This is a genomic window from Marinobacter excellens LAMA 842, from assembly GCF_001574445.1.
GTDB classification, from domain to species: Bacteria; Pseudomonadota; Gammaproteobacteria; order Pseudomonadales; family Oleiphilaceae; genus Marinobacter; species Marinobacter shengliensis.
Window position 1 is genome coordinate 13,953 of record NZ_LOCO01000032.1, and the last position, 21,984, is coordinate 35,936.

At 58.6% G+C, this 21,984-nt stretch carries 19 protein-coding genes; 18 read left to right on the forward strand and 1 reads right to left on the reverse strand.

Annotated elements, in window-relative coordinates:
* Positions 1-26: 26 nt before the first annotated feature.
* The gene (gene uvrA / locus J122_RS18525; RefSeq protein ID WP_061333572.1) at positions 27-2,846 is read right to left on the reverse strand and encodes an excinuclease ABC subunit UvrA; all 2,820 of its coding nucleotides are present in this window, start codon (positions 2,844-2,846) and stop codon (positions 27-29) included.
* A gap of 180 nt (positions 2,847-3,026) precedes the next feature.
* On the opposite strand from uvrA, the gene J122_RS18530 reads away from it, so the two are divergent.
* From J122_RS18530 to J122_RS18620, 18 genes are all read left to right on the forward strand, one after another.
* Positions 3,027-4,397, forward strand: coding sequence for an MFS transporter (locus tag J122_RS18530; RefSeq protein ID WP_061333573.1), 1,371 nt, complete (start codon positions 3,027-3,029; stop codon positions 4,395-4,397).
* Positions 4,398-4,453: 56 nt separating this feature from the next.
* A complete protein-coding gene (gene ssb / locus J122_RS18535; protein ID WP_061333574.1) occupies positions 4,454-4,996 on the forward strand; it encodes a single-stranded DNA-binding protein in 543 nt (180 codons plus the stop codon).
* A gap of 191 nt (positions 4,997-5,187) precedes the next feature.
* Positions 5,188-6,132: a hypothetical protein gene (locus tag J122_RS18540; protein ID WP_227510292.1), complete on the forward strand. Its 945-nt coding sequence runs from the start codon at positions 5,188-5,190 to the stop codon at positions 6,130-6,132.
* The gene (locus J122_RS18545; protein WP_227510293.1) at positions 6,129-6,749 is read left to right on the forward strand and encodes a PilN domain-containing protein; all 621 of its coding nucleotides are present in this window, start codon (positions 6,129-6,131) and stop codon (positions 6,747-6,749) included. The genes J122_RS18540 and J122_RS18545 overlap by 4 nt, the downstream gene beginning before the upstream one ends.
* Positions 6,746-7,423: a type II secretion system protein GspM gene (gene gspM, locus J122_RS18550; protein ID WP_061333575.1), complete on the forward strand. Its 678-nt coding sequence runs from the start codon at positions 6,746-6,748 to the stop codon at positions 7,421-7,423. Before J122_RS18545 ends, gspM begins: the two co-directional genes overlap by 4 nt.
* A 1-nt stretch (position 7,424) precedes the next feature.
* Positions 7,425-7,754 carry a hypothetical protein gene (locus J122_RS18555; RefSeq protein ID WP_061333576.1) on the forward strand — a complete coding sequence of 110 codons (330 nt, stop codon included), beginning with the start codon at positions 7,425-7,427 and terminating at the stop codon, positions 7,752-7,754.
* Positions 7,751-9,463: a pilus (MSHA type) biogenesis protein MshL gene (gene mshL, locus J122_RS18560; RefSeq protein WP_061333577.1), complete on the forward strand. Its 1,713-nt coding sequence runs from the start codon at positions 7,751-7,753 to the stop codon at positions 9,461-9,463. The genes J122_RS18555 and mshL overlap by 4 nt, the downstream gene beginning before the upstream one ends.
* Positions 9,463-10,302, forward strand: a complete 840-nt coding sequence (locus J122_RS18565; protein WP_061333578.1) for an ExeA family protein — start codon at positions 9,463-9,465, stop codon at positions 10,300-10,302. The genes mshL and J122_RS18565 overlap by 1 nt, the downstream gene beginning before the upstream one ends.
* Positions 10,299-11,405 (forward strand): hypothetical protein, encoded by a 1,107-nt coding sequence (locus J122_RS18570; protein WP_061333579.1) that lies wholly within the window; start codon positions 10,299-10,301, stop codon positions 11,403-11,405. Before J122_RS18565 ends, J122_RS18570 begins: the two co-directional genes overlap by 4 nt.
* A complete protein-coding gene (locus tag J122_RS18575) occupies positions 11,402-13,168 on the forward strand; it encodes a GspE/PulE family protein (protein WP_061333580.1) in 1,767 nt (588 codons plus the stop codon). Before J122_RS18570 ends, J122_RS18575 begins: the two co-directional genes overlap by 4 nt.
* Positions 13,168-14,397: a type II secretion system F family protein gene (locus J122_RS18580; RefSeq protein ID WP_058090017.1), complete on the forward strand. Its 1,230-nt coding sequence runs from the start codon at positions 13,168-13,170 to the stop codon at positions 14,395-14,397. Before J122_RS18575 ends, J122_RS18580 begins: the two co-directional genes overlap by 1 nt.
* Positions 14,397-14,978, forward strand: coding sequence for a hypothetical protein (locus tag J122_RS18585; protein WP_227510294.1), 582 nt, complete (start codon positions 14,397-14,399; stop codon positions 14,976-14,978). The genes J122_RS18580 and J122_RS18585 overlap by 1 nt, the downstream gene beginning before the upstream one ends.
* Before the next feature lie 37 nt (positions 14,979-15,015).
* Positions 15,016-15,537 carry a prepilin-type N-terminal cleavage/methylation domain-containing protein gene (locus J122_RS25960; RefSeq protein WP_061333581.1) on the forward strand — a complete coding sequence of 174 codons (522 nt, stop codon included), beginning with the start codon at positions 15,016-15,018 and terminating at the stop codon, positions 15,535-15,537.
* 44 nt (positions 15,538-15,581) lie between these two features.
* Positions 15,582-16,031 carry a type II secretion system protein gene (locus J122_RS27015; protein ID WP_319822991.1) on the forward strand — a complete coding sequence of 150 codons (450 nt, stop codon included), beginning with the start codon at positions 15,582-15,584 and terminating at the stop codon, positions 16,029-16,031.
* Positions 16,032-16,149: 118 nt separating this feature from the next.
* Positions 16,150-16,578: a type II secretion system protein gene (locus J122_RS18600; RefSeq protein WP_413772227.1), complete on the forward strand. Its 429-nt coding sequence runs from the start codon at positions 16,150-16,152 to the stop codon at positions 16,576-16,578.
* A complete protein-coding gene (locus J122_RS18605; protein WP_061333584.1) occupies positions 16,575-17,093 on the forward strand; it encodes a prepilin-type N-terminal cleavage/methylation domain-containing protein in 519 nt (172 codons plus the stop codon). Before J122_RS18600 ends, J122_RS18605 begins: the two co-directional genes overlap by 4 nt.
* Positions 17,093-17,878 (forward strand): type II secretion system protein J, encoded by a 786-nt coding sequence (locus J122_RS18610; protein ID WP_061333585.1) that lies wholly within the window; start codon positions 17,093-17,095, stop codon positions 17,876-17,878. Before J122_RS18605 ends, J122_RS18610 begins: the two co-directional genes overlap by 1 nt.
* 402 nt (positions 17,879-18,280) lie before the next feature.
* Positions 18,281-21,976 (forward strand): DUF6701 domain-containing protein, encoded by a 3,696-nt coding sequence (locus J122_RS18620; protein ID WP_061333587.1) that lies wholly within the window; start codon positions 18,281-18,283, stop codon positions 21,974-21,976.
* Positions 21,977-21,984 lie beyond the last annotated feature (8 nt).

Below are 21,984 nucleotides of genomic sequence, written 5' to 3' on the forward strand. Positions count from 1 at the left end.
TTCCCGGTTTTTTTTGTGGTGAAAACCTACTTGAGCATAGGCTTCAGATAACGCCCGGTATGGGATGCCGGATTGTCCGCTACCTCCTCCGGCGTTCCCTCAGCAATAATCTGCCCGCCGCCAGAACCACCCTCTGGTCCCAGGTCGACAATCCAGTCAGCCGTTTTGATCACATCCAGATTGTGTTCGATGACCACGATGGTGTTGCCGTGATCCCTTAGGCGTTCAAGGACGTTCAACAGTTGCTGGATGTCGTAAAAGTGCAAACCCGTGGTGGGTTCGTCGAGGATGTACAAGGTTTTGCCGGTGTCGCGCTTGGACAGTTCCTTGGCCAGTTTTACCCGCTGGGCTTCACCACCCGATAGGGTAACCGCGCTCTGGCCGAGTCGGATGTAGGATAGGCCGACGTCCATCAGTGTTTGCAGTTTTCTGGCAATAAAGGGTACGGCGTCGAAGAATTCGCGCCCCTCTTCCACGGTCATCTCCAGCACTTCGTTGATGTTCTTGCCCTTGTAGCGGACTTCCAGGGTTTCGCGGTTGTAGCGTTTGCCTTTGCAGATGTCGCAGGGTACGTAGACGTCTGGCAGGAAGTGCATTTCCACTTTGATTACGCCGTCGCCCTGGCAGGCTTCACAGCGGCCGCCTTTGACGTTGAAGGAGAATCGGCCGGGCTTGTAGCCGCGAGACCGTGCTTCCTGGGTGCCGGCAAAGAGCTCACGGATGGGGGTGAACAGGCCGGTGTATGTCGCCGGATTCGACCGGGGGGTGCGCCCGATCGGACTTTGATCAATGTCGATAACCTTATCGAGGTGATCCAGGCCCTTGAGGTTTTTATAGGGGGCATGGTTCAGGCTGGTGGCCTTGTTTAGCTTGGCCGCAGCCACCGGGTACAGGGTGCTGTTAATGAGGGTGGATTTACCGGAGCCGGAGACCCCGGTTACGCACGTCATGACCCCCAGTGGCAGCGTTAGCGTGACGTCCTGAAGGTTGTTGCCTGTGGCGCCGGACAGGACCAGGTGTTTGCCGTTGCCCTTGTTGCGGGTTGCTGGCACGGCAATTTCTTTCTCTCCGCTCAGGTATTGGCCAGTCATCGATGCCGGGTTGGCGATAATCTCTTCAGGGGTGCCGCGGGCAACGATTTCACCACCGTGTACGCCGGCACCAGGGCCAATATCGATGACATAATCGGCAGCACGGATGGCGTCTTCGTCGTGCTCAACGACAATCACGGTATTGCCGAGGTCGCGCAGGTGGGTGAGGGTGGCCAGCAGGCGGTCGTTGTCCCGCTGGTGCAGGCCGATGGACGGTTCGTCCAGGATGTACATGACACCCACCAGCCCGGCGCCAATCTGGCTTGCCAGGCGAATCCGCTGTGCCTCACCGCCCGAGAGGGTGTCTGCGCTGCGTTCCAGTGTCAGGTACTCAAGGCCGACATTGACCAGGAACTGTAAGCGTTCCCGCACTTCCTTGAGGATTTTTTCGGCGATTTCACCTTTACGGCCGGGGAGAGTCAGCTCGCTGAAGTAGCGGTGAGCGTCGCCTACCGGCAGGTGAGTGATTTCCGGTAGTGTCCGTTCCTCGATAAAGACATTGCGGGCGCCGCGGCGAAGCCGGGTGCCACCGCAGTCTTTGCACGGCTGGGTGCTCAGGTTGCGGGCCAGTTCTTCGCGCATGCTTTGGGAGTCTGTCTCCCGGTAGCGGCGTTCCAGGTTCGGGATGATGCCCTCAAAGGGGTGGGCTCTCTCCATGATCTGGCCACGGGAATTGACGTACCGGAAGCTGATGTCTTCATTGCCAGAGCCATAGAGCAGTGCTCGCTGAAACGGTTCTGGCAAGTCTTCCCACGGCGTTTCCAGGTCGATGTCATAATGCTCGGCCACGCTGGTCAGCATCTGGAAGTAATAGACCGCGCGCCGGTCCCAGCCCTTGATCGCGCCAGAGGCCAGCGTGGCTTCCGGATTCTGGATAACTTTTTCGGCATCAAAGAACTGGCGCACTCCCAGACCGTCACAGGTGGGGCATGCGCCGGCCGGGTTGTTGAAGGAGAAGAGCTTGGGTTCGAGTTCGCTCAGTGAATACCCGCATTGGGTACAGGCATAGCGTGCCGAGAAGGTCTGTTCTTCGCCGTCTCCGGTCATTGGGGCGACCAGCGCGATGCCATCGGCCAACTCAAGGGCGGTTTCGAAACTTTCCGCCAATCGCTGTTCCAGGCCCTCTTTGACCTTGAAGCGGTCTACCACGACATCAATCTGGTGTTTGCGTTTCTTGTCCAGCGCCGGAACATCATCGATGTCATAAACCGTGCCGTCGACCCTAAGGCGGATGAAGCCCTGGCTGCGCATGGTATCAATCACCTGGAGGTGCTCGCCTTTTCGGTCCCTGATCACCGGCGCCAGGATCATCAGTTTGCTGCCTTCAGGCATCGCCAGGACCTGATCGACCATCTGGCTCACGGTCTGGGCCTCCAGCGGCTGACCGTGGTCCGGGCAGCGGGGTTCGCCGGACCGGGCAAAAAGCAGTCTCAGGTAGTCGTAGATTTCAGTGATGGTGCCAACGGTTGAGCGGGGATTATGGGATGTGGACTTCTGTTCAATGGAAATGGCGGGTGACAGGCCTTCGATGTGATCAACATCGGGTTTTTCCATCATCGACAGGAATTGCCGCGCGTAGGTGGACAAAGACTCTACATACCGGCGCTGCCCTTCGGCGTAAAGGGTGTCGAAGGCCAGTGAGGATTTTCCTGAACCTGACAGCCCGGTGATGACAATGAGTTTGTCTCTTGGCATATCCAGGTCGATGTTCTTCAGGTTGTGCGTGCGTGCGCCTTTGATCTGGATATGGTCCATAACACCTCGCTTGAGTAAAACCACCATTATATCGTTTTCGGTAGCCCCCGGCGAAACTGGAGTTGTGCCGCCTGGGGTATGCTGTCTTGGGTAGTCCCTCACCCGGGGCGCATCTGGTACAATGCGCCGCTCGCAGCCAGTAGCTGCCTTCCCAATTTTTTCAATCCGGCACAGGTAAGCATGAACGCGCTTGAAAAACGCTCTGTTATGGCTTTGGCCTCGGTGTACGCAATGCGTATGCTCGGCCTGTTCATGGTCATGCCGGTGTTCGTGTTGCTCGGTAGTGATCTGCAGGGCGCGACGCCTGCGCTCATTGGTTTGGCAATTGGGGCCTATGGTCTCAGTCAGGCCCTGTTGCAGATTCCGTTCGGCTTGCTGTCTGACCGGGTTGGCCGCAAGCGGATGATCTATATCGGGCTGGTGCTGTTCGCCGCTGGAAGCCTGCTGGCAGCCTCCACCGACTCCATATACGTTGTGATTGCCGGACGGATTCTTCAGGGGGCAGGTGCGATTGCCAGCGTGTTGATGGCCCTGTTAAGCGACCTGACCCGCGAGGAAGAGCGCACCAAGGCAATGGCTATGGTGGGCATTTCCATTGGTCTGTCGTTCTCGGTGTCACTGGTGGTTGGACCCCTCCTGGGCTCGCTCTGGGGATTGTCCGGCATTTTCTATGCAACGGCAGCCATGGCCATGGTGGCCTTGTTCATCGTAGCCAGAGTGGTGCCAACACCCCATGCCCACAGAATCAGCGCGGATACCCATCCCGCGAGGGAGATGGTCGGGCGGGTGCTGCGGGACGGTCGCCTGCTGCGGCTGGACTTCGGTATCTTCATCCTCCATTTTGCCCTGACAGCGCTGTTTCTGGTGTTTCCCACCATGCTTCAGGATCAGTTGGGGCTGGCCAGCGTTTCCCATTGGTGGTTCTACTTGACGGTGATGGTGACATCCTTCTTCGCCATGGTGCCGTTTATCATCATTGGCGAGAAAAAGCGGGTGATGAAACCGGTGCTTTGCGGTGCCATCGCCCTGCTTTCGCTGGCAACGGCCGCACTGACCGGTGTGGAGAAGAGTCTCTGGCTGGCCTGGGGCGTACTGTTCTTCTTCTTTACGGCGTTTAACCTTCTGGAAGCGAGCCTGCCCTCATTGATCAGCAAAGAAGCTCCGGCCGCCAGTAAGGGGACCGCTATGGGGGTTTACTCGACGTCGCAGTTTTTTGGTGCGTTTCTCGGCGGTGCCCTGGGCGGTTACTTGCTACAATCTGCCGGCCTGGAAGGGGTTCTTTGGTTAATGGCCGGTGGTTTGGCTGCCTGGTTTCTGGTGGCACTGACGATGCCGGCGCCGAATTACACCACGAGCTTTGTGGTTGAGTTGGAGCAGGTGCTGCCTGCCGGTTTTGATGAGATTGATGAGACATTGCGCCGCCTGCCCGGTGTGCAGGACGTGGTGATTGTGGAAGATGCGGCAACCGCTTACTTAAAAGTGGACCGTCAGCATTTTCATGAAGATCAGCTTGCGCACTTTGAATTTGTGCGGCAGGGTAAAGGTTCTTAAACAAAGGATGCGTGCATGGACCGCACGTGTTCCGGAAAATCGATCAGGAGCAGAAGATGGCACGAGGCATTAACAAGGTAATTCTCATTGGTAATCTGGGCCAGGATCCGGATACCCGCTATACCCCGAATGGCAACGCGGTTGTGAATCTCAACCTGGCTACCGATGAAAGTTACAAGGATCGCCAGACTGGCCAGATGGTACCGAGAACCGAATGGCACCGGGTTGTGCTGTTCGGCAAGGTGGCGGAAGTGGCCGGCCAGTACCTGCGTAAAGGTTCCAAGGTGTATATCGAAGGTCGCCTGCAAACCCGCAAGTGGCAGAATAAAGAAGGGCAGGACGTATACACCACCGAGATTGTGGTAGACATCAACGGCCAGATGCAGATGCTCGACAGCCGCGGTGGCGAAGGTGGCATGAACCAGGGAGCTCCCCAGGGCCGGCCGCAGCAGCAACCCCAATCTCAGTATAATGCTCCGCCCCAGCAGCAGGGTGGCCAGGCGCAGCAGCCGTCCGGGGGTTACAACCCTCAGGGTCAGCAGCAGGCCGGTGGCATGCCGGAACCGATTGATGATTTTGATGACGACATTCCGTTCTGAATGTGATCCAGCTCATCGACAATCAAAAAGCCCGTGCTCTGCGCGGGTTTTTTTGTTAACGAGTTGCAAAATCTCCGTGAAATCAGTCGGTGAAACGTAGAGTTACGTTCACTTTCTCAACTATCATGTAAGCCTGTGTTAAAAGTGCTGATAATTTAAACACCTTGTGCACGCCGGCCGGCAGCAGAGCTGTGGCCACGACCTGGGAATCCATGATCCTGAATCTTGTTACGACGCTACAAAAACTGATCCGCCGCAAGCCTTTGGGACAGCCTGTCTGTCTTGAGGTGCGCCCGGATGGCATTGCCTGGGCCAGAGCCGCTGCTTCGCCCGGGCAGTCGCTGGGCTTTGTTGAGTGTGTTTCTGCACAACGGCAGGACACGCTCAGCAAGCTGGTGGACGACCAGGGCTGGGCTGGTGTGCCTGCGGTTCTGGTCCTGCCCATTGATCAATATCAGGTGTTTCAAGTTGAGCGTCCGGAGGGTGTTGAGGACAGTGAGCTGGCCGATGCGCTCAAATGGAAGCTCAAGGACTTCCTCGATTTCAGCCCGGCCGACGCCGTGTCGGATGTGTTTGCATTTCCGGAAGACGCGTCCCGTGGGCGTGGCCCGCTGGTGAACGTTGTTGCAGCCCGCAAATCTCTGGTTCGCGAGCTTATTGGTCTGGTAGCGGATGCAGGCCTTGAGCTGGATCGAATCGATATTGCCGAGCTGGCCTTGCGAAATCTGGCGGCCCGCCTGGATCAGTCGAATAGGGGGGTGGCTCTGGTTCATCTTCGTGACCGCTATGGCCAGATGGTCATATGCCAGGGCGATACCCTGTATCTCTCCCGCCGCCTTGAGCTGTCTTATGATGATCTGCGGGACGCCTCCAGCCAGGAGAGTGCTGTGCAATCCCTGGCGCTGGAGATCCAGCGTTCCATGGACTATTTCGAGAGCCAGCTCGGCCAGGTGCCACCGTCGACCATCCAACTGGTGGCCCGGGATTCGGTATTACCGTTGAACTCCATGCTCTCATCTTACATGGCGGCCGGTATCGAGGTGCCTGAGTGGAGCCAGTTTGGCTTGTCTGACGCGCTTGATAGCCGATGCCTGCCCGCCTGGAGTGCGGCGCTTGGCCAGGGGAGTCCGGCATGATCAGGCAACAGGTGAACCTGTATACCCCGGAACTTCGCCCTACAAGGCAGCGGCTGCATGCCGGTACGGCCGGAGCTTTGGTTGGGATCGTATTGCTGATACTCGTGGCCGTCATGGCTTTTGGCCGCTGGCACAATCAGACGCTGGAGCAGCAGGTAGAGCGGCTGGAACAGCAGAACCGGAATCTGGAAACGGCGGTTGCCACCATGGCCGACCAGGTGCAGGCAAGGCAACCAGATCCTGACCTGGAAGCCTCGCTGGCGCGGATCACCGAGACAATTGCTCGCAGGCAGCGTCTGCTCGAACGGGTGGAAGGGCTGGCAACCCACAACCACGGTGGTTTTTCCGGGCGGCTTTCGGCCCTGGCGCGCCAGGTTCCTGAGGACCTGTGGCTGACAGCCGTGCGCTTGCAATCGCTTCCCTCGGCCATGCGTCTTGAGGGCAGAACCCGGGCGGCGGAACTGGTGCCTAGCTACCTTGCGCGCCTGGGTGACGAGCCGGCGTTTGTTGGTGAAACCTTTGGCGATTTCCGGTTGCAGCGGCCAGACGACGAAGCTGATCATCAGTGGGTGGAATTTCGTGTTGCAACACAACCGGGAGAGGCGTCGGGGCGATGAGTAAATTGACAGATTCTCTGGCCACCACTGCGCAGTGGTACAACGACCGCCCGATCCGTGAGCGGGTTTTGATCGTCGTGACTGCCTGTGTGCTCATGTTCGTCCTGGGCTGGGAGTTGTTGGTTACCCCAGTGGAAACCCGGCAGCAGCAACTCAATAACCGAGTGCAGGCACTAACGGCTACGCAGAACAGTTTGCTTAGCCAACAGGAAACCCTCAACAGCCAGTTGGCCGGTGACCCTTCGGAGGCATTGCGCCAGCGACTGGCTTCCCGGCAAAGCCGCCTGGAGCGGCTGGATCAGGAAATTACCGAGACTACCGGGCAGCTGATCGCACCGAGGGACATGGTCACGCTGTTGCGGGACATGCTCTCAGCTCAACAGGGCTTGCAGTTGGAATCCATGACATTGCGCACGCCAACACCGGTTTATGACGGTGCCCAGCCAGAGGCGGGTAATCGGCAAGCTGCAGAGCCCTTGCTCTATGCCCACGACGTGGAGCTGACCATCCGGGGTGGTTATCTCGATGTGCTGGCGTATCTACAGCGGCTCGAAACCATGGATGAGCGCCTGGGGTGGATACAGCTGGACTATCAGGCCGGTGCCTGGCCCAAGGGTGAAGCGACCATCCGTGTGCGCACCCTGAGCCTTGATGCCGCGTGGCTAGGAGTTTGAGATGGCACATCCTTTGTTCAGATATTTGATGATGACGTTGGTGTCACTTGGGTCGCTCCAGGCCTATGCCTTGCAAGACCCGACCCGACCTCCCGGTGCTGACTCGCAGCCGGTGGTGGCATCGCCGGCCCGGGAAATTCGGCTGGGCTCGATCCTCCTGGGCAAGGAGCGGCGGATTGCCGTCATTGAGGGTGTAGCCCTGAAAGAGGGCGACAGCCATGACAACATACGTGTGCGCCGTATCTTCAAAGATCGGGTAGAAGTAACAGATCGCGGCCAACCCAGAACCCTGTATCCGGACCCGCTCCCGCAGGTGCGGAGAACACCATGACAGACAGTCGGACCATGATGACAACACTCAGACCTCTCGCAGCTGCCATGCTCTCACTCACACTGGTTGCCTGCGCCAATAACCCGTTGATGCGGACGTCTGCCGCCACATCAACAGACGTTGCCGATCAGATTGACCAGGCGCTGGCCGAAGCCGAGCGGCAAACCCCTGCCTCGGGCTCCGCATCCGGTGATCCTGCTCCTGTATCAGCCGCGGAAATCAGCAGTCAGTTGCTACCGCCCCTGTCCAGTGCGCAGGAGCAGGACGAGCGTTTTGATGTGAATGCCCGCGGCGTTCCAGCCTCCAGCTTCTTTGAAGCGCTGGTGGAGGGTACCCGCTATAACGTGGTGGTCCATCCGGGCGTTACGACACCGGTTGATCTGCGCCTGAGCGATGTCACCGTCCCGGAAGTCATGGAGATTGCTGCGGATTTATACGGTCTGGATATCCAGCGTAATGGCCGGCTGTTTCGGGTGGCGGAAGACCGGATACAGACAAGACTTTTCCCCATTGACTACCTGCATTTCAAACGCCGCGGTGGCTCAGAAACCCGTGTCAGTTCGGGCCAGGTCAGCAGCGCCCGGGGCAGTGGCAACGGTGCTTCCAACTCAAACTCCAATTCCAATACCGGTAATGAAACCCGAAACCTGGTGGGCACCACCATCTCGACCGATACCGAGTCTGACTTCTGGCGGGATATTCGCCAGACGGTGGCTATGATCGTGGGTAATGATGGCCAGGTAGTGGTTAACGCTGGCGCGGGCCTGGTGATGGTCCGGGCGGGCTCTGACGATTTGCGGATGGTGGAGGATTACCTGCGCCGGACTGAACTGATCATGCAGCGTCAGGTTGTTCTGGAAGCGAAAATACTGGAGGTTACCCTGAACGAGGGCTACCAGCAGGGCATCAACTGGGCTGACGTCCAGAGCTCCGCCGGTCGTGCCGATTATTTCACGGCCCAGTCGCTGGCGGGTCAGCCGATCCGCACCCCGGATATTGGCGGGCTGTTCTCCGCCACGGTGAGCGCCGGCGATTTCACCGGTCTTATTCAGCTGTTGGGTCAGCAGGGCAATGTGCAGATTCTGTCTAGCCCGCGCATCTCCACCATCAACAACCAGAAAGCCGTCATCAAGGTAGGTACCGACGAGTTCTTCGTCACCGATATTGATTTCAATGATAACAACTCGGCGGTGACCGCCACCGACAGAACCTCCACTTCGGTTGAGTTGACGCCGTTCTTCTCCGGCATTTCCCTGGACGTTACCCCGCAGATTTCCGACAGCGGCGCGATAACACTGCATGTGCATCCATCAGTCAGCGAAGTGAATGACCAGGAAAAGGTCATCACCATTGGCGAGCGTGATGTCACCCTGCCGCTGGCGCGCAGCACGGTGCGTGAAACCGACAGCGTGATTCGGGCAGAAAGCGGGCAGATCGTGGTGATCGGTGGCTTGATTCAGGACACCAGTGAAGACACCACCTCCGCCGTGCCCTTCTTCAGCGATATTCCGCTGGTGGGGGAATTGTTCAAGCAGCGTCGCTTCGAATCCCGCAAGAGCGAACTCGTCATCCTGATACGGCCCATGGTGGCCAACACTGGCCAAATGCAGGCGGATGTCCAGGCCAGCCGGGAGCGGATGAACGTGCTCAGAGATCTGCTGAACTCGGCAGAGTCGGTCAAACCCCAGGCGGAGACGGCCCCCCGCTGATGTACGAAAGCCATTTTGGACTGCAGGAAGCACCGTTCGCATTGACGCCAAACACCCGGTATTTCCTCCGGGCGCCCAGCCATGCCGATGCGCTGGAACTGCTGTTGGTGGCGTTGCAGCAACGGGAAGGCTTTATCAAGGTGACTGGCGAGGTGGGCACCGGCAAGACCCTGCTCTGCCGCTTGCTGCTCAACGAACTGGATAAGACCGCCTGCACGGCTTACATACCCAATCCGAACCTGCCGCCGGAGACCCTCTATGAGGCGGTTGCCGAGGAACTGGGTGTCGACGTGGCCGGGTGTAGTAACGGCCACCAGATTCTCAAGGCGCTGAACCAGCGATTGATTGCCCTGGCCATGGAACAAAGCCCGGCGGTACTGGTGATTGATGAAGCCCAGGCCATGCCCGAAGAAACCATTGAGGCTCTGCGGTTGCTGACCAACCTGGAAACCGAAAGCACCCGGTTGTTGCAGATTGTGCTGTTTGGCCAGCCGGAGCTGGATACCATCCTGGCGAAGGACAGCCTGCGCCAGTTGCGCCAGAGAATCACCTTTCAGACCCGATTGCAGCCACTGGGTCAGGAATCCGTGGGCCAGTACCTGCGGCATCGCCTGGCCCGGGCCGGCTATAACGGAGCGGACATTTTTGCCCCGGCAGCATTAAAGGTCATCTGGCGTTCATCCGGCGGTATCCCCCGGCTGGTCAATGTCCTGGCCCATAAGTCCATGCTGGCGGCCTGGGGGCGGGGAGACCGGCAGGTGGCCAGAAAGCACGCTCTGCAAGCCGTGAAAGACACAGAGAGCGCCCGCCCCGTTAGCTGGTTCCGGAGGTGGGGATGAGCTTGTTGAATGATGCCCTGAGGGCAGCAGAGGAACGGCAGAATCCGCCCCGTGTGGCCGGCACTTACACTGGCCAGCCTGTGGCCCGGGATTCGGCGGCGTCCGGGATGCCGATTGCCATTGTTTTGATGGTGGCACTGGCGTTGATGGGTGGCGTAGGTGCCTGGTGGATGCTGTCAGGTAGTTCTGAAGAGCAGTCCGTTGTCGCCGATAGCGCCAGGGTTTCGGCAGCCCCGGAATCACAAGAGATCACGGAGACAGCCGCCCTGCCAGAGTTCATCGTCGAACCGATCCCTGTTGAGCCTGCTTCTGAAACCGAGGTGTCGACCCCTGATAGTGCATCCACGGCGGAGATCGTGTTGGTAACCGAGCCCACGCCGGAGCGCTCCGAGCCGGCCAATGCGGAGCCCGCGGCGGACCAGGACGAGCCCGAGGTTATTCAGGTGGCGCAAGCGCAGCCACAAACCCCTGAGCGGGAGGTGAACACTGGGGATCGTGCGCCGGAACCACCGGTAAAGCAGCAACGGGAAACGCCGGAAGCGGTGGACCTGCGCACCAGTCGTGACTTGGCCAGCTTGCTGGCAACCGGTCGCAATGGTGAGGCAGAGCGTGCACTGACGGAACTGACCACCCGTCAAACGGCTCCCCGAAGCCGGGAGATCTTTGCCCGGGAGATGCTGGTCCTGGATAGGCCAGGTCGTGCCCTGGAATGGCTGCCGGACTCTGTGACCAACGAACATGCCAGCCTGAGATTGCTGAAAGCCCGCGCCCAATTGGCACTGGGCGATTTGAACCTGGCGATCGCTACCTTGCAGGCCCGGGTGCCCCCGGTAGCTGAACAGGTGGAATATCGCATTACCCTGGCCACTTTGTTGCAACAGGCCGGCGCAGCCGATGAATCGGCTGGCCACTGGTCTGAATTGCTCGCCCACGACGACAGCCAGGGCACCTGGTGGCTGGGGCTGGCCATTGCGCTGGAAACCGGTGGGCGCAATCGAAGTGCGCTGCAGGCCTATACACAGGCTGCGGCCATGCCCGGAATGTCTGCTTCACTGGCGGACTACGCGCGGCAACGCATATCAGTTTTGCAGGCGGAATCATGAGTACGGAACCGAAAAAGAAAATCCGCATAGGCGACCTGCTGGTTCAGAATAATGTCATCACTGAACAGCAGTTGATGACCGCCCTGCGGGAGCAGAAAAGTACCGGTCGCAAGCTTGGCCGAACGCTCATCGAGCTGGGCTATGTCGACGAAGACAACCTGCTCAACATCCTCTCGCGCCAGTTGGACGTGCCCTTTGTTCAGCTGCGCCATTACCAGTTCAATAACGAACTGGTTAAGAAGCTGCCAGAAGCCATGGCGCGCCGGTTCCGGGCCATTGTGCTGGCGGAACAGGGCGGGGAGTTGCTGGTGGGCATGGCCGACCCGCTGGATATCTTCGCCTACGACGAATTGGTGCGGGTGCTCAAGCAGCCCATCAAACAGGCGGTGGTGCGGGAGAGCGAACTGCTCAACACCCTGGATCTGGTCTACCGCCGCACCGATGAAATCGCCTCCCTGGCGGAAGAGCTGGAAGACGAACTGGGTGATGACGCTTTCGACCTGGCTGACCTGTCCGCCGAATCCGAAAGCGCCGACGCCCCGGTGGTCAAACTGCTGCAGACCCTGTTCGAAGATGCCGTACAGGCCAGAAGCTCGGATATCCATATCGAGCCCGACGAGACCGTCGTGCGCATTCGCCAGCGGGTGGATGGTGTACTGCAAGAACAGGTGATGAAAGAAAAGCGCGTAAATGCAGCGCTTGTTCTGCGCCTGAAGCTGATGGCCGGGCTCAACATTTCCGAGAAGCGCCTGCCCCAGGATGGCCGCTTTAACGTGCGGGTGAAAGGCCGCAGCATTGATGTGCGGGTATCCACCATGCCGGTTCAGTACGGCGAATCGGTGGTAATGCGTTTGCTGGATCAGAGCCAGGGCACTTTGGATCTGGAAAGCACCGGCATGCCACCACACCTGCTGGACCGCTTCCGCAAACTGATCAAAAAGCCCCATGGCATGATTCTGGTCACCGGCCCCACTGGTAGTGGTAAAACCACCACCCTCTACGGTGCCCTGACCGAACTGAACAAGGCGGAAGTGAAGATCATCACCGCCGAAGACCCGGTGGAATACCGGCTGCCGCGCATCACCCAGGTACAGGTAAACCCGAAAATCGGGCTGGAGTTCGCCACGGTGTTGCGCTCCGCCCTGCGGCAAGACCCGGACATCATCCTGGTGGGTGAGATGCGGGACCACGAAACCGTGGAAATCGGCCTGCGCGCCGCCATGACCGGCCACCTGGTGCTGTCGACCCTGCATACCAACGATTCCATCAGCAGTGCCATGCGTTTGATCGACATGGGCGCTGAGCCGTTCCTGGTGGCCAGCTCCCTGCTGGGCGTGGTGGCCCAGCGCCTGGTGCGCCGAGTGTGCGATAACTGTAAGGAAACCTACCAGCCTTCTGAGCAGGAACTGGTGTGGCTGCAGTCCTTCGACCTGGATCCACTGGATATCGAGGCCGGCTTCGTGCACGGCCGTGGCTGCTACCAATGCAGTAATACCGGTTACAAGGGCCGGGTGGGCGTGTACGAAATGCTGGAAATGAACGAAGACATGCTGGATGCCCTGCGCAGAAAGGATGTGTCTGACTTTACTCGCGCCGCCCGGAGAAGCCCGCTGTTCCGCCCTCTGGGCCAGTGTGCGATGGATTATGCCCTGCAGGGGGTAACGTCTTTACAGGAAGTGGCCAGGGTAGCTGCTACCACTGAGGGGGCGTTGCTGAATGGCGATGACCTGGCAGCCGACGGCGCCATAGGGGTAGATGACTGATGCAGTTCAGCTACCGGGGTAAAGACAACCGTGGTGTTGTCCAGCAAGGTTCACTGACCGCCGCCAATGTGGATGCGGCGGCCAGTGAGCTGATGCGCCGTGGTATTACCCCGCTGGCCATTCAGGAACAGGTGCAAACGCAATCCGGCATGGACCGGGTAAACAACCTGGCCATCTTCCGCAAAAAAGTAACGTTGGATGAACTGATTGTGTTCTGCCGGCAAATGCACGCGCTCACCAAAGCGGGCATCCCGCTGATCCGCACCATGCGCGGGTTGGCGGAAACCTCCCGTTCACCGGTGCTGGCGGAGGTACTGGAAGATATCACCAATCGCCTCGAAGGCGGTAATACCATGGCCACGGCCATGCAGGCGCACCCGAAAGTGTTCTCCGACCTGTTCATCGCCATGATCCACGTGGGCGAAAATACGGGCATGCTGGATGACGCGTTCAAGCGCCTGTCGGAAATCCTGGAACTGGAACGGGACACCAAACGCCGGGTAAAACAGGCCCTGCGTTACCCCACCTTTGTGGTGGTGGCCCTGCTGGCGGCCCTGATGGTGGTGAACTTTCTCGTCATTCCCCGGTTTGCATCGGTGTTCAGCCGCATGGGGGCCGACTTGCCCTTCCTGACCCAGGTCTTGGTGGGCACGTCTAACTTCCTGCTCAATTACTGGTATGTGATGCTGTTTGGTTTCGCCGCTGCCGGTGTGCTCGTGCGCCAGTGGAAGCAGACAGAACAGGGGCGGGAAATCTGGGACCGCTACAAACTGAAGCTCCCGATTATCGGCCCCCTGCTGGAGCTGATTACCCTCAGCCGGTTTGCCCGGAACTTCGCCACCATGTTGAAAGCCGGTATGCCGGTGACCCATGCCTTGACCGTGGTCGCCGATGCCACAGACAACGCCTGGATAGCGCACCACATTAAGGATATGCGCCTGGGCATCGAGCGCGGCGAAAGCCTGCTGCGCACCGCACGCGCAAGCGAAATGTTCACCCCGCTGATTTTGCAGATGATTGCCGTGGGCGAGGAAACCGGCTCGGTGGATGACATGCTCAACAACGTGGCGGATTTCTACGACGAAGACGTGGACTACGGCCTGAAACGGCTGGCGGAATCCATAGAGCCGATCCTGATTGTGGCCATGGGCATCCTGGTACTGATATTGGCGCTGGGCGTGTTCCTGCCCATATGGGACCTGGGAGCCGCCGCCATGGGGCGCGGCTAGTGCGCCAACCGGTCTGGTCTTCCGCCAGTGGGCTGGCCAACGCCCGGCGCATGCGGCTGTTTGTTGCCCTGCTGGTGCTGTTCACCCTCTGGTGGGTGTTGCTGGGCAAACTGGAAGGCGAGCTGCAGCGGGCGGAACAACAGAGCGTTAACATGGTTTTGAGCCAGTTGCGGGCGGCATTGGTGGTGAAAGGGGCCGAAACCATGCTGAGCCGGCAGGGCAGTCTGGAAGAACTGGAAGGGCGCAACCCCTTCGAGTGGCTGGACCACCAATGGCCCATGTACACAGGCGAATGCAGCGAAGGGGAGCCGAAGCAAGGTGACTGGTGCTTTCGCCCCGGGCAACAAAAAGAAACAGGCGAAGATGGCCAAGGTTGGTTAATTTATAACCCAAAGCAGCCGATAACCATTGAAGGGCAGCTCGCAGAACCCGGCCAACCCCTCGCCTGGACAGTGACAACCGAATTTGCAAACCGCAGCCGGAACAACCTGCGGGTGCAAGCACAGCGGCCAACCGGCCTGAAACTGGTACCGGTGCCGTTGACAGAAACCACAGTGAGCGGGCAGGACGCCAGCCGCTGACGGGATAACACGACAGATCACAGGCAAGAGGCGACGAATGATGCAGTACAACAGCAGGCAAAAACAGAAGGGGTTCACCCTGATCGAGCTGGTGGTGGTGATTGCCATCCTGGCGATACTGGCGGCCTTCGCGCTGCCGAGGTTTGCGCAGCTTTCGGAGCAGGCGCATCAGGCGAGTATCAAGGGTACCGCTGGTGCGTTGAGCGCGGGTGTGGCCTTGGCTAAGGCTCAGTGGGTGGCGAATGGCCAGACTGGAGCCGTGAGTGCGGTTGATGGTTTTGGCGACGGCGATGTAGCAGTTAATGAAGATGGTTGGGCCACCTCAACTGACGGAACGACCACTGCACCAAACCAGGCGCGCTGCGTACAGATCTGGCGAGGTCTGATGCAGTCTAACGCTCCGACCATCGACCAGCGCTCGGCCGCTAACGCCAACGCGGAGTACTGGGCTGCTGTGTCCAACACAACCGCATGTGAGTACGAGTACCAGCTTGATGGCCAGAACAGCACGATCACCTACGACACCGCTGACGGCTCCATAGTGACCGTCATCAACTGATATCGAAAAACGAGTTTGAGTAGACCCCAGAAGAGGTAATGACAATGATGAATGCAATTCAGTCAAGAAAGCAGAAAGGTTTCACCCTGATCGAACTGGTTATGGTGATTGTGATTTTGGGTATTCTGGCGGCGTTTGCTTTGCCGCGGTTTGCGGATTTGGGTGGGGATGCCCGGGCTGCGGTATTCCAGGGTGCCGTAGGTTCAGCAAGATCCTCGATCAGTATTGTTCGGTCAACTGCATTGGCGCGTGGAGTTGCGAACGAGGCAACCTCAAGCGTTGCGATTGATGGTGAGCCAACACTTGCCATCGCATATGGTTTCCCAACTTTGGCGTCCTTACCTGTCGCAGCTCAGTTTGATGGAGACGAAATCGTCTACGATGATACTGCTGGGACCATAACCGTAGGAACATGCGTTGCAACTTACACGGAAGCAACAGCTTCAGCTGCGGCATCACTCACTGTGACGACGGCACCTAGTCCGGGTTGCTAATGGGTTTGCTATAAGCGCAGAGTCGCTACTTCAGTAATAAGGCCCAATTTCTTCCGAAAGAGTAAGCTTTATGTGGGTGGCTAGAGCAACGACAGGGTTTACCTTAGTCGAGTTAATTATGGTGATTCTCCTGGTAGGCGTTCTATCTGTGTTGGGAGTCGGCCTATTCACCAGAAGTTCAGCCTTCTCCCCGTTGCTAGCCACCCAACAACTAGCCTCCGCCACGCTGCTTGCCCAACAAGCAGCGCTGGCGGGCAACCCCTCTACTTCTGTAACCATCCGCCAAACCTCGAATGCTTTTGAGTTCGAGGCGGCGGATTCCCTGTTTTCCATCCGCCGTGAGGGCGCCAGTGTGGCGTATCAGGTAGCCGGTCAATCCGGGCTCACTCCGATTCCTGGCGGCGGGTTTACCATCAACTTTGACCGAATGGGGCGCCTGGCGGCACCGTTCAGCGGTCAAAGTCTCCAATTCCAGATCTCAGGAGACAGTGACTTTACCCTGTGTCTGAGCTCCCTTGGCGCCGTGTATCAGGGGCCTTGTTCATGAGGTCTTGCCGGCGCCCCGGTGTTCGCCAGCAGGGCGCGACCTTGGTGGAGCTGGTGATGACCATTGTCATTATCAGTATTGCCATCGCCGGCGTTGTTGGTGCCTTTGCCTTGATCACCGGCCGAAGCGCTGATCCCTTGAATCAGACCCGTGCGGTGGCATTGTCGCAACTCTACATGGACGAAATCCTCTCCAAATCCTTTGCCCATGATTCCCCTGTGGGCGGCGGAGCGGTGGATGCCGGCGACGCGGATTGCAACAACCTTGGGCCGGATGGCGAAACACGGCGTACCTTCAACGATGTGGACGATTATCACACCCTGAATAACGCGCCGCCCGAGAACAGCGAGGAGGAATCGTTATCGGGCTACAACAATTTTCAGGTGTCTATTTCGGTGGCCTGTGCCGGCACCGAAGTGGGCCTGAGCAATCATGAAGCCAAACGCATCGATATTACCGTTACCGATCCCTCCGGGAACACCTACCTGTTCAGCGCCTACCGGGGGAATTTCTGATGCGCCGGCAACAGGGGTTCACCCTGGTCGAGCTGGTGATGGTCATCGTGCTGTTGGGCATTGTGGCCACCATCTCGGTGCAGTTTGTTGCCCTGTCCACGCGTGGTGCGCTGGACGTAAGCGAACGGCAACAGCGCGCGCTGCAAGGCGTGGTGATCAGTGAGCAAATCACCCGGGAGGTGCGCGAAGCGTTTCCCCTGTCCGTTCGCGAGAACGGCGAATGTCTGGAATGGCTGCCGGTAATCGCCGGCACCGGCTATGAATCCCTGACAACAGGCCCAGGCTTTGATGAAGTGAGCATAGTACCCTTCGGCCGAGCAGTCCCCGCCGGTGCCCGGCTGGTGGTGTACGGCTACGGCTCGGCCCAGTCCGATCTCTACGGCACCTCCAATCCTGGGCCGGTTTCACCGGCCATTATTGCGGTCGCGGATAGTGATACAACCATTGAACTGTCCGCCAGTCATCGTTTTCGCGAGCGCTCACCGGAAAAACGCGTTTACGCCATCACAAGCCCGGTCAGTGTCTGTCAGGTTGGGCAATGGCTTTATCGATTCAGCGGGTACTCTCCAGGCTCTACTCAGCCTTCTGCTGCTGCCCTGAACGGAGCCGGTGGAACTCGGGAGGTTATGAGTGCCAACCTGGTCGGCGGTTCGTTCAACCTAAAAGTAACGCCACCCTCGTTGCAACGGGCGGCGGTTGTGAATTTTGAATTTGAGTTGGCAAACCTGAATGGTGACGAGACCACTCGAATGAGCCAGGAGGTGCAAATTCGCAATGTACCCTGAGCAATCGATTCACAATCAGGCCGGTGCCGGTTTGCCGGTCGCACTGTTTGTTATCACCGTGCTGGCGCTGCTGGTCATCGGGATGGCTCAGTTGCAACAAAGTTCCAGCAACGCTGTAAGTCTGCAAATCCAGTCTCAGCGTGCCTTTTTCTCCGCAGAAAGCGGTGCTCAGCTCGCGGTTGCTGACGTCCTCTATGGAGGGCGGTCGTGTCCGGCTTCCTGGGTGCTGAATTTCACCGAGGCATCCCTTTCAAGCTGCTCGGCGTTGCTGGCTTGTTCCGCAGAGGATCCATCCGGGGGTACGGGGGGCAGCGGCGGGGGCACGCTCTACACAATCACGAGCAGGGGTGTCTGTGGTTCAGGCGCGGATGCCGCGGAACGAGTCCTGGAGGTTAGAGTACGATGAGGTCCCCCCACTTCTCCTGGGCCATGCTGGCAGTACTCTTCGTGTTGTTCATGGCAGCGCCGCCAGCTTGGGCGGCCCAATGTTCTGATGTGTTCGGTGCTCCCAGTGGTGTCAACAGCAACCTGCAGGCTTCCGGAAATACCTTGGACCTTTCGGGGGTGCCCTGGGCCAACAATCCATGGCCAGTATCAGGCACGACACTGGCCGCCGGAGACTATTATTTCGGTAGTGCGAACCTTGGTAATGGGTACCAATTGAATGTCGCAGACGGTGCCCAGGTAAGGATTTTTATCAATGGTTCGCAAGCCTTTGGGAATAACATTGCAATCAATGCGGGCGGTGATCCGGGCCAGTTGTTATTGGTGACCAGAGGTAGCCTGACCTTGGGGAACAACGCCCAGGTCAATGGGCTACTCTACGCCGCCGGGTCGATCAGCGTTGGCAATAATGCTGTGATCACGGGTGGCCTGGCAGCCGGTGGCGGCATCAGCACCGGCAATACCGGCCCGGTGGCAGACTACAGCGGCATTGAGCAGGGCTTGTTGGCCGGACTGTGTGCCAGACGTGTGGAGCTTTCCGCCAATGGTGACAGTGTTGGACCGGTTGCAGTGGAAGTTGGGAACGCTGTGTCCCTGGCTGTCAGGGGGGAGGGGTGTTCAGACGTTGAGTCTACCTTTAACCAGAGGTGGAATGATCGGTGGTTGGTTAACGGTGTATTGGTCCAGTCATCCACTAGTACGCCGACATTATGCGAGCGTTCACCGGTAACTCAAACGGTCACATTTGATCAACCGGGTGATTACATAGTGCGGTTTGAATCTCGCTATCAGAACTGCTTTCTGTTTTTCTGCGGAGGCGAACAGCCGTTTGGCGAGGATGAGATACTGATCAGGGTTACAGACCCAAATGACGGCCTGACCTGTTTTGTCGATGACTTCGACGGCGGAAGCTTGTCTACGGACGATTGGGTTACTTCTGTGGCCAGTGGAAGCTTCACCCCCTCGGTCGTCAACAATCGATTAAGAATGACCCAAGCCGTCAGTAATCAGTCGACAGCAGCGACGCTGCAACGAGAGATTCCAGGCGCAGACAATCTGGTGATTCTCGAGTTCGACTATTTTGCTTACGGTGGCAGTGGTGCAGACGGGCTGGCGATTGTGTTGTCAGATTCTGCAATAACGCCGCAGCCAGGCAGCTTCGGTGGTTCACTGGGGTATGCCCAGCGAGATAATGGCGACCCCGGGTTTGCAGGCGGTTGGCTCGGGATCGGGCTGGATGAGTTTGGGAATTTCTCCAATCCCACCGAGGGGCGGCAGGGAGGCCCTGGTTCCCGGGCAGACGCCGTTGCCATTCGCGGCGCCTATCAGGGCAATTATCGTTACCTGAGAGGCACCAACACGCTTTCGCCGGGCATCGATCAGGCCGGTACTAACCCCACGGCCCAGCGCTATCGAATCACCGTTGATTCCAGGCTGGCGGGCCAGGCCATCGTGTCGGTAGAGCGGGATACTTCCGGAAGTGGTAACAATTTCCAGACGCTTATTGCCCCGTTCAATGCGCTGGCGGAGCCCGGCCAGCCTGCGGTGCCGGAAAATTTTCTGCTCTCCCTGACGGGTTCCACTGGTGGCTCCACCAACATCCATGAGCTGGGAAACATTGAACTGTGCGCCTTAAAGTTGAATCCCGTAGGGCAACAGGTAGACCATTTCGAGATCATTCATGACGGCGTTGCCCTGACGTGTCAACCCGAGACGATACAGGTTCGAGCATGCGGCAACGCCGATTGCTCTGAGCTATTCACCGACCCGGTACAGGCGACACTGGCCCCCGCCAACGGTTGGCAAGGTGGAAACGTGGTGTCGTTGGTAAATGGCTTCGGGGAGGCGACGTTGCAGAACACGTCGCCCGGAACCGTGAGGCTCGATGTTGTTGGATCAAATCCTTCAACACGCCCCCAGGCCGTGACACTTTGCCAGATAGGTGGATCCTTGTCGGCGTCAAATTGCGACCTGCCCTTCTTTGAATCGGGCCTGGCGTTTGACCTTCCCGATCTGATTTCACACCGACCCTCCGGCCCTGTTCAAGTGCGGGCGGTCCGTCAGGACGATGTCACTCAGCAATGTGTGCCGGCGTTTGCAAACCAAACCAAAGCTGTGGAGTTTTGGTCCGAATATGTAGACCCTGGCCCGGGTGGCCGAGACGTCAGTCGAGCGGTGTCTGTGAATGGGGCGCCGGTTGGCATAGACGCTTCCGCACCAGCTGGAATTGATTTGTCATTTGATGGTGATGGCGTTGCGGAGATCGATGTGATCTATCCGGATGCAGGGCAGATGCAGCTCAACGCACTGTATCGGGGCAGCGAGGCAACCGAAGATGCCGGCCTGCTGATGCCCGGCGCGGACAGCTTTGTCAGTGTGCCCGCCGGCTTTTGTGTTTCCGCTGCATCGTCCTGTTCCCAGGGTGATGAGACCTGCCCATTGTTCCGCAGGGCAGGGGAATTCTTTGACCTGACCATCACCGCAGCAGGTTGGCAGAGTGACACAGATGTGGATTTCTGTGCTGGTAATCCGGTCTCGCCAAACTTCGAACTGCCGGGCATTCCTTTACAGGTGGAGTTGGTGGCCCCTGCCGGTGGCGAGACCGGTGTGGTTTCTCCTGGTAGTTACGATCATGCTCGAGCCGTTGATGCGCAAACCACGGTAGCTGTAGATCAGTCCGAAGTGGGGGTATTCCGCTTTCTCACAAGCCCCGCGCCCGGGGCTTATCTTGGGCGGGATCTACCGCAGGGCCGGAGTGCTCCGGTCGGGCGCTTCTATCCTGACCGCTTCCGGGTCACGGTGGACCCAGGCGCCTTTGAAGCGGAGTGCGGGGCAGGGCAGTTCACTTACACGGGACAACCGTTCGGTTGGTTGATGGCGCCCACCGCGCTGCTTGAGCCGTTGTCTGTACAGGGCCGTCGAACCCGAAACTACACGTTCGACGGCTTCAGGCGCCTATCGGTGGCCGGCGTCTCAACACTTGTTCCCATTGAGGACCTTGCTGCAACCGATGCCAATGGCGACCCAATGGCGTTTTCTGTCACTCAGGAGGCGGCCGCACTCAGCGTACAGGAACCCGGACTTATATTGTTCTCGTTCAACCCGAACGATCAGTTCGAGTATCCGAAGAGCCCGGTCACGCGTATAGAGCCATTCTTGCCGCAGTTAGAATTTACCGTCACATCGGTTCAGGATACCGACGGTGTTCAGGCCGAGGCGGCCCCCTATGACTTCGAACCGGAGGCCTCTTTTGAGATCCGCTACGGCCGGCTGATCATGGAGAACGTTTACGGCCCGGAAACGGTGGAGGCCTTGTTTATGCCGTTCAGGGTGGAGTCTTTCGAGGGCGGGCGGTTTGTTACCCATGATGCGGACAGTTGCACCACGTGGACAACGACCGATATTGATTCGGCCGAAACTCACCATGCGCTGCTTGCGGATTCCGGGGTTTTCGACCAGGGCACAGCCGGGCCATTGCGCCTGGAACCTCTTGGTACCCAGGGCACCGATCTGCTGACCTGGGATGTTCCGGAGTGGCTGGAAGACGATTGGAACAACGATGGGGTGTTAGCAGACCCCTCCGCTACCGCCACGTTTGGCGTATACCGGGGCAACGACCGCATCATCTACTGGCGGGAAGTGCCCGCTAACTGATAGCCAAC

Coding starts and splice junctions, on each gene's coding strand:
- uvrA (WP_061333572.1), bottom strand. CDS start 2,846: ATGGACCATATCCAGATCAAAGGCGCACGCACGCACAACCTGAAGAAC.
- J122_RS18530 (WP_061333573.1), top strand. CDS start 3,027: ATGAACGCGCTTGAAAAACGCTCTGTTATGGCTTTGGCCTCGGTGTAC.
- ssb (WP_061333574.1), top strand. CDS start 4,454: ATGGCACGAGGCATTAACAAGGTAATTCTCATTGGTAATCTGGGCCAG.
- J122_RS18545 (WP_227510293.1), top strand. CDS start 6,129: ATGATCAGGCAACAGGTGAACCTGTATACCCCGGAACTTCGCCCTACA.
- gspM (WP_061333575.1), top strand. CDS start 6,746: ATGAGTAAATTGACAGATTCTCTGGCCACCACTGCGCAGTGGTACAAC.
- J122_RS18555 (WP_061333576.1), top strand. CDS start 7,425: ATGGCACATCCTTTGTTCAGATATTTGATGATGACGTTGGTGTCACTT.
- mshL (WP_061333577.1), top strand. CDS start 7,751: ATGACAGACAGTCGGACCATGATGACAACACTCAGACCTCTCGCAGCT.
- J122_RS18565 (WP_061333578.1), top strand. CDS start 9,463: ATGTACGAAAGCCATTTTGGACTGCAGGAAGCACCGTTCGCATTGACG.
- J122_RS18570 (WP_061333579.1), top strand. CDS start 10,299: ATGAGCTTGTTGAATGATGCCCTGAGGGCAGCAGAGGAACGGCAGAAT.
- J122_RS18575 (WP_061333580.1), top strand. CDS start 11,402: ATGAGTACGGAACCGAAAAAGAAAATCCGCATAGGCGACCTGCTGGTT.
- J122_RS18580 (WP_058090017.1), top strand. CDS start 13,168: ATGCAGTTCAGCTACCGGGGTAAAGACAACCGTGGTGTTGTCCAGCAA.
- J122_RS25960 (WP_061333581.1), top strand. CDS start 15,016: ATGATGCAGTACAACAGCAGGCAAAAACAGAAGGGGTTCACCCTGATC.
- J122_RS27015 (WP_319822991.1), top strand. CDS start 15,582: ATGATGAATGCAATTCAGTCAAGAAAGCAGAAAGGTTTCACCCTGATC.
- J122_RS18600 (WP_413772227.1), top strand. CDS start 16,150: ATGGTGATTCTCCTGGTAGGCGTTCTATCTGTGTTGGGAGTCGGCCTA.
- J122_RS18605 (WP_061333584.1), top strand. CDS start 16,575: ATGAGGTCTTGCCGGCGCCCCGGTGTTCGCCAGCAGGGCGCGACCTTG.
- J122_RS18610 (WP_061333585.1), top strand. CDS start 17,093: ATGCGCCGGCAACAGGGGTTCACCCTGGTCGAGCTGGTGATGGTCATC.
- J122_RS18620 (WP_061333587.1), top strand. CDS start 18,281: ATGAGGTCCCCCCACTTCTCCTGGGCCATGCTGGCAGTACTCTTCGTG.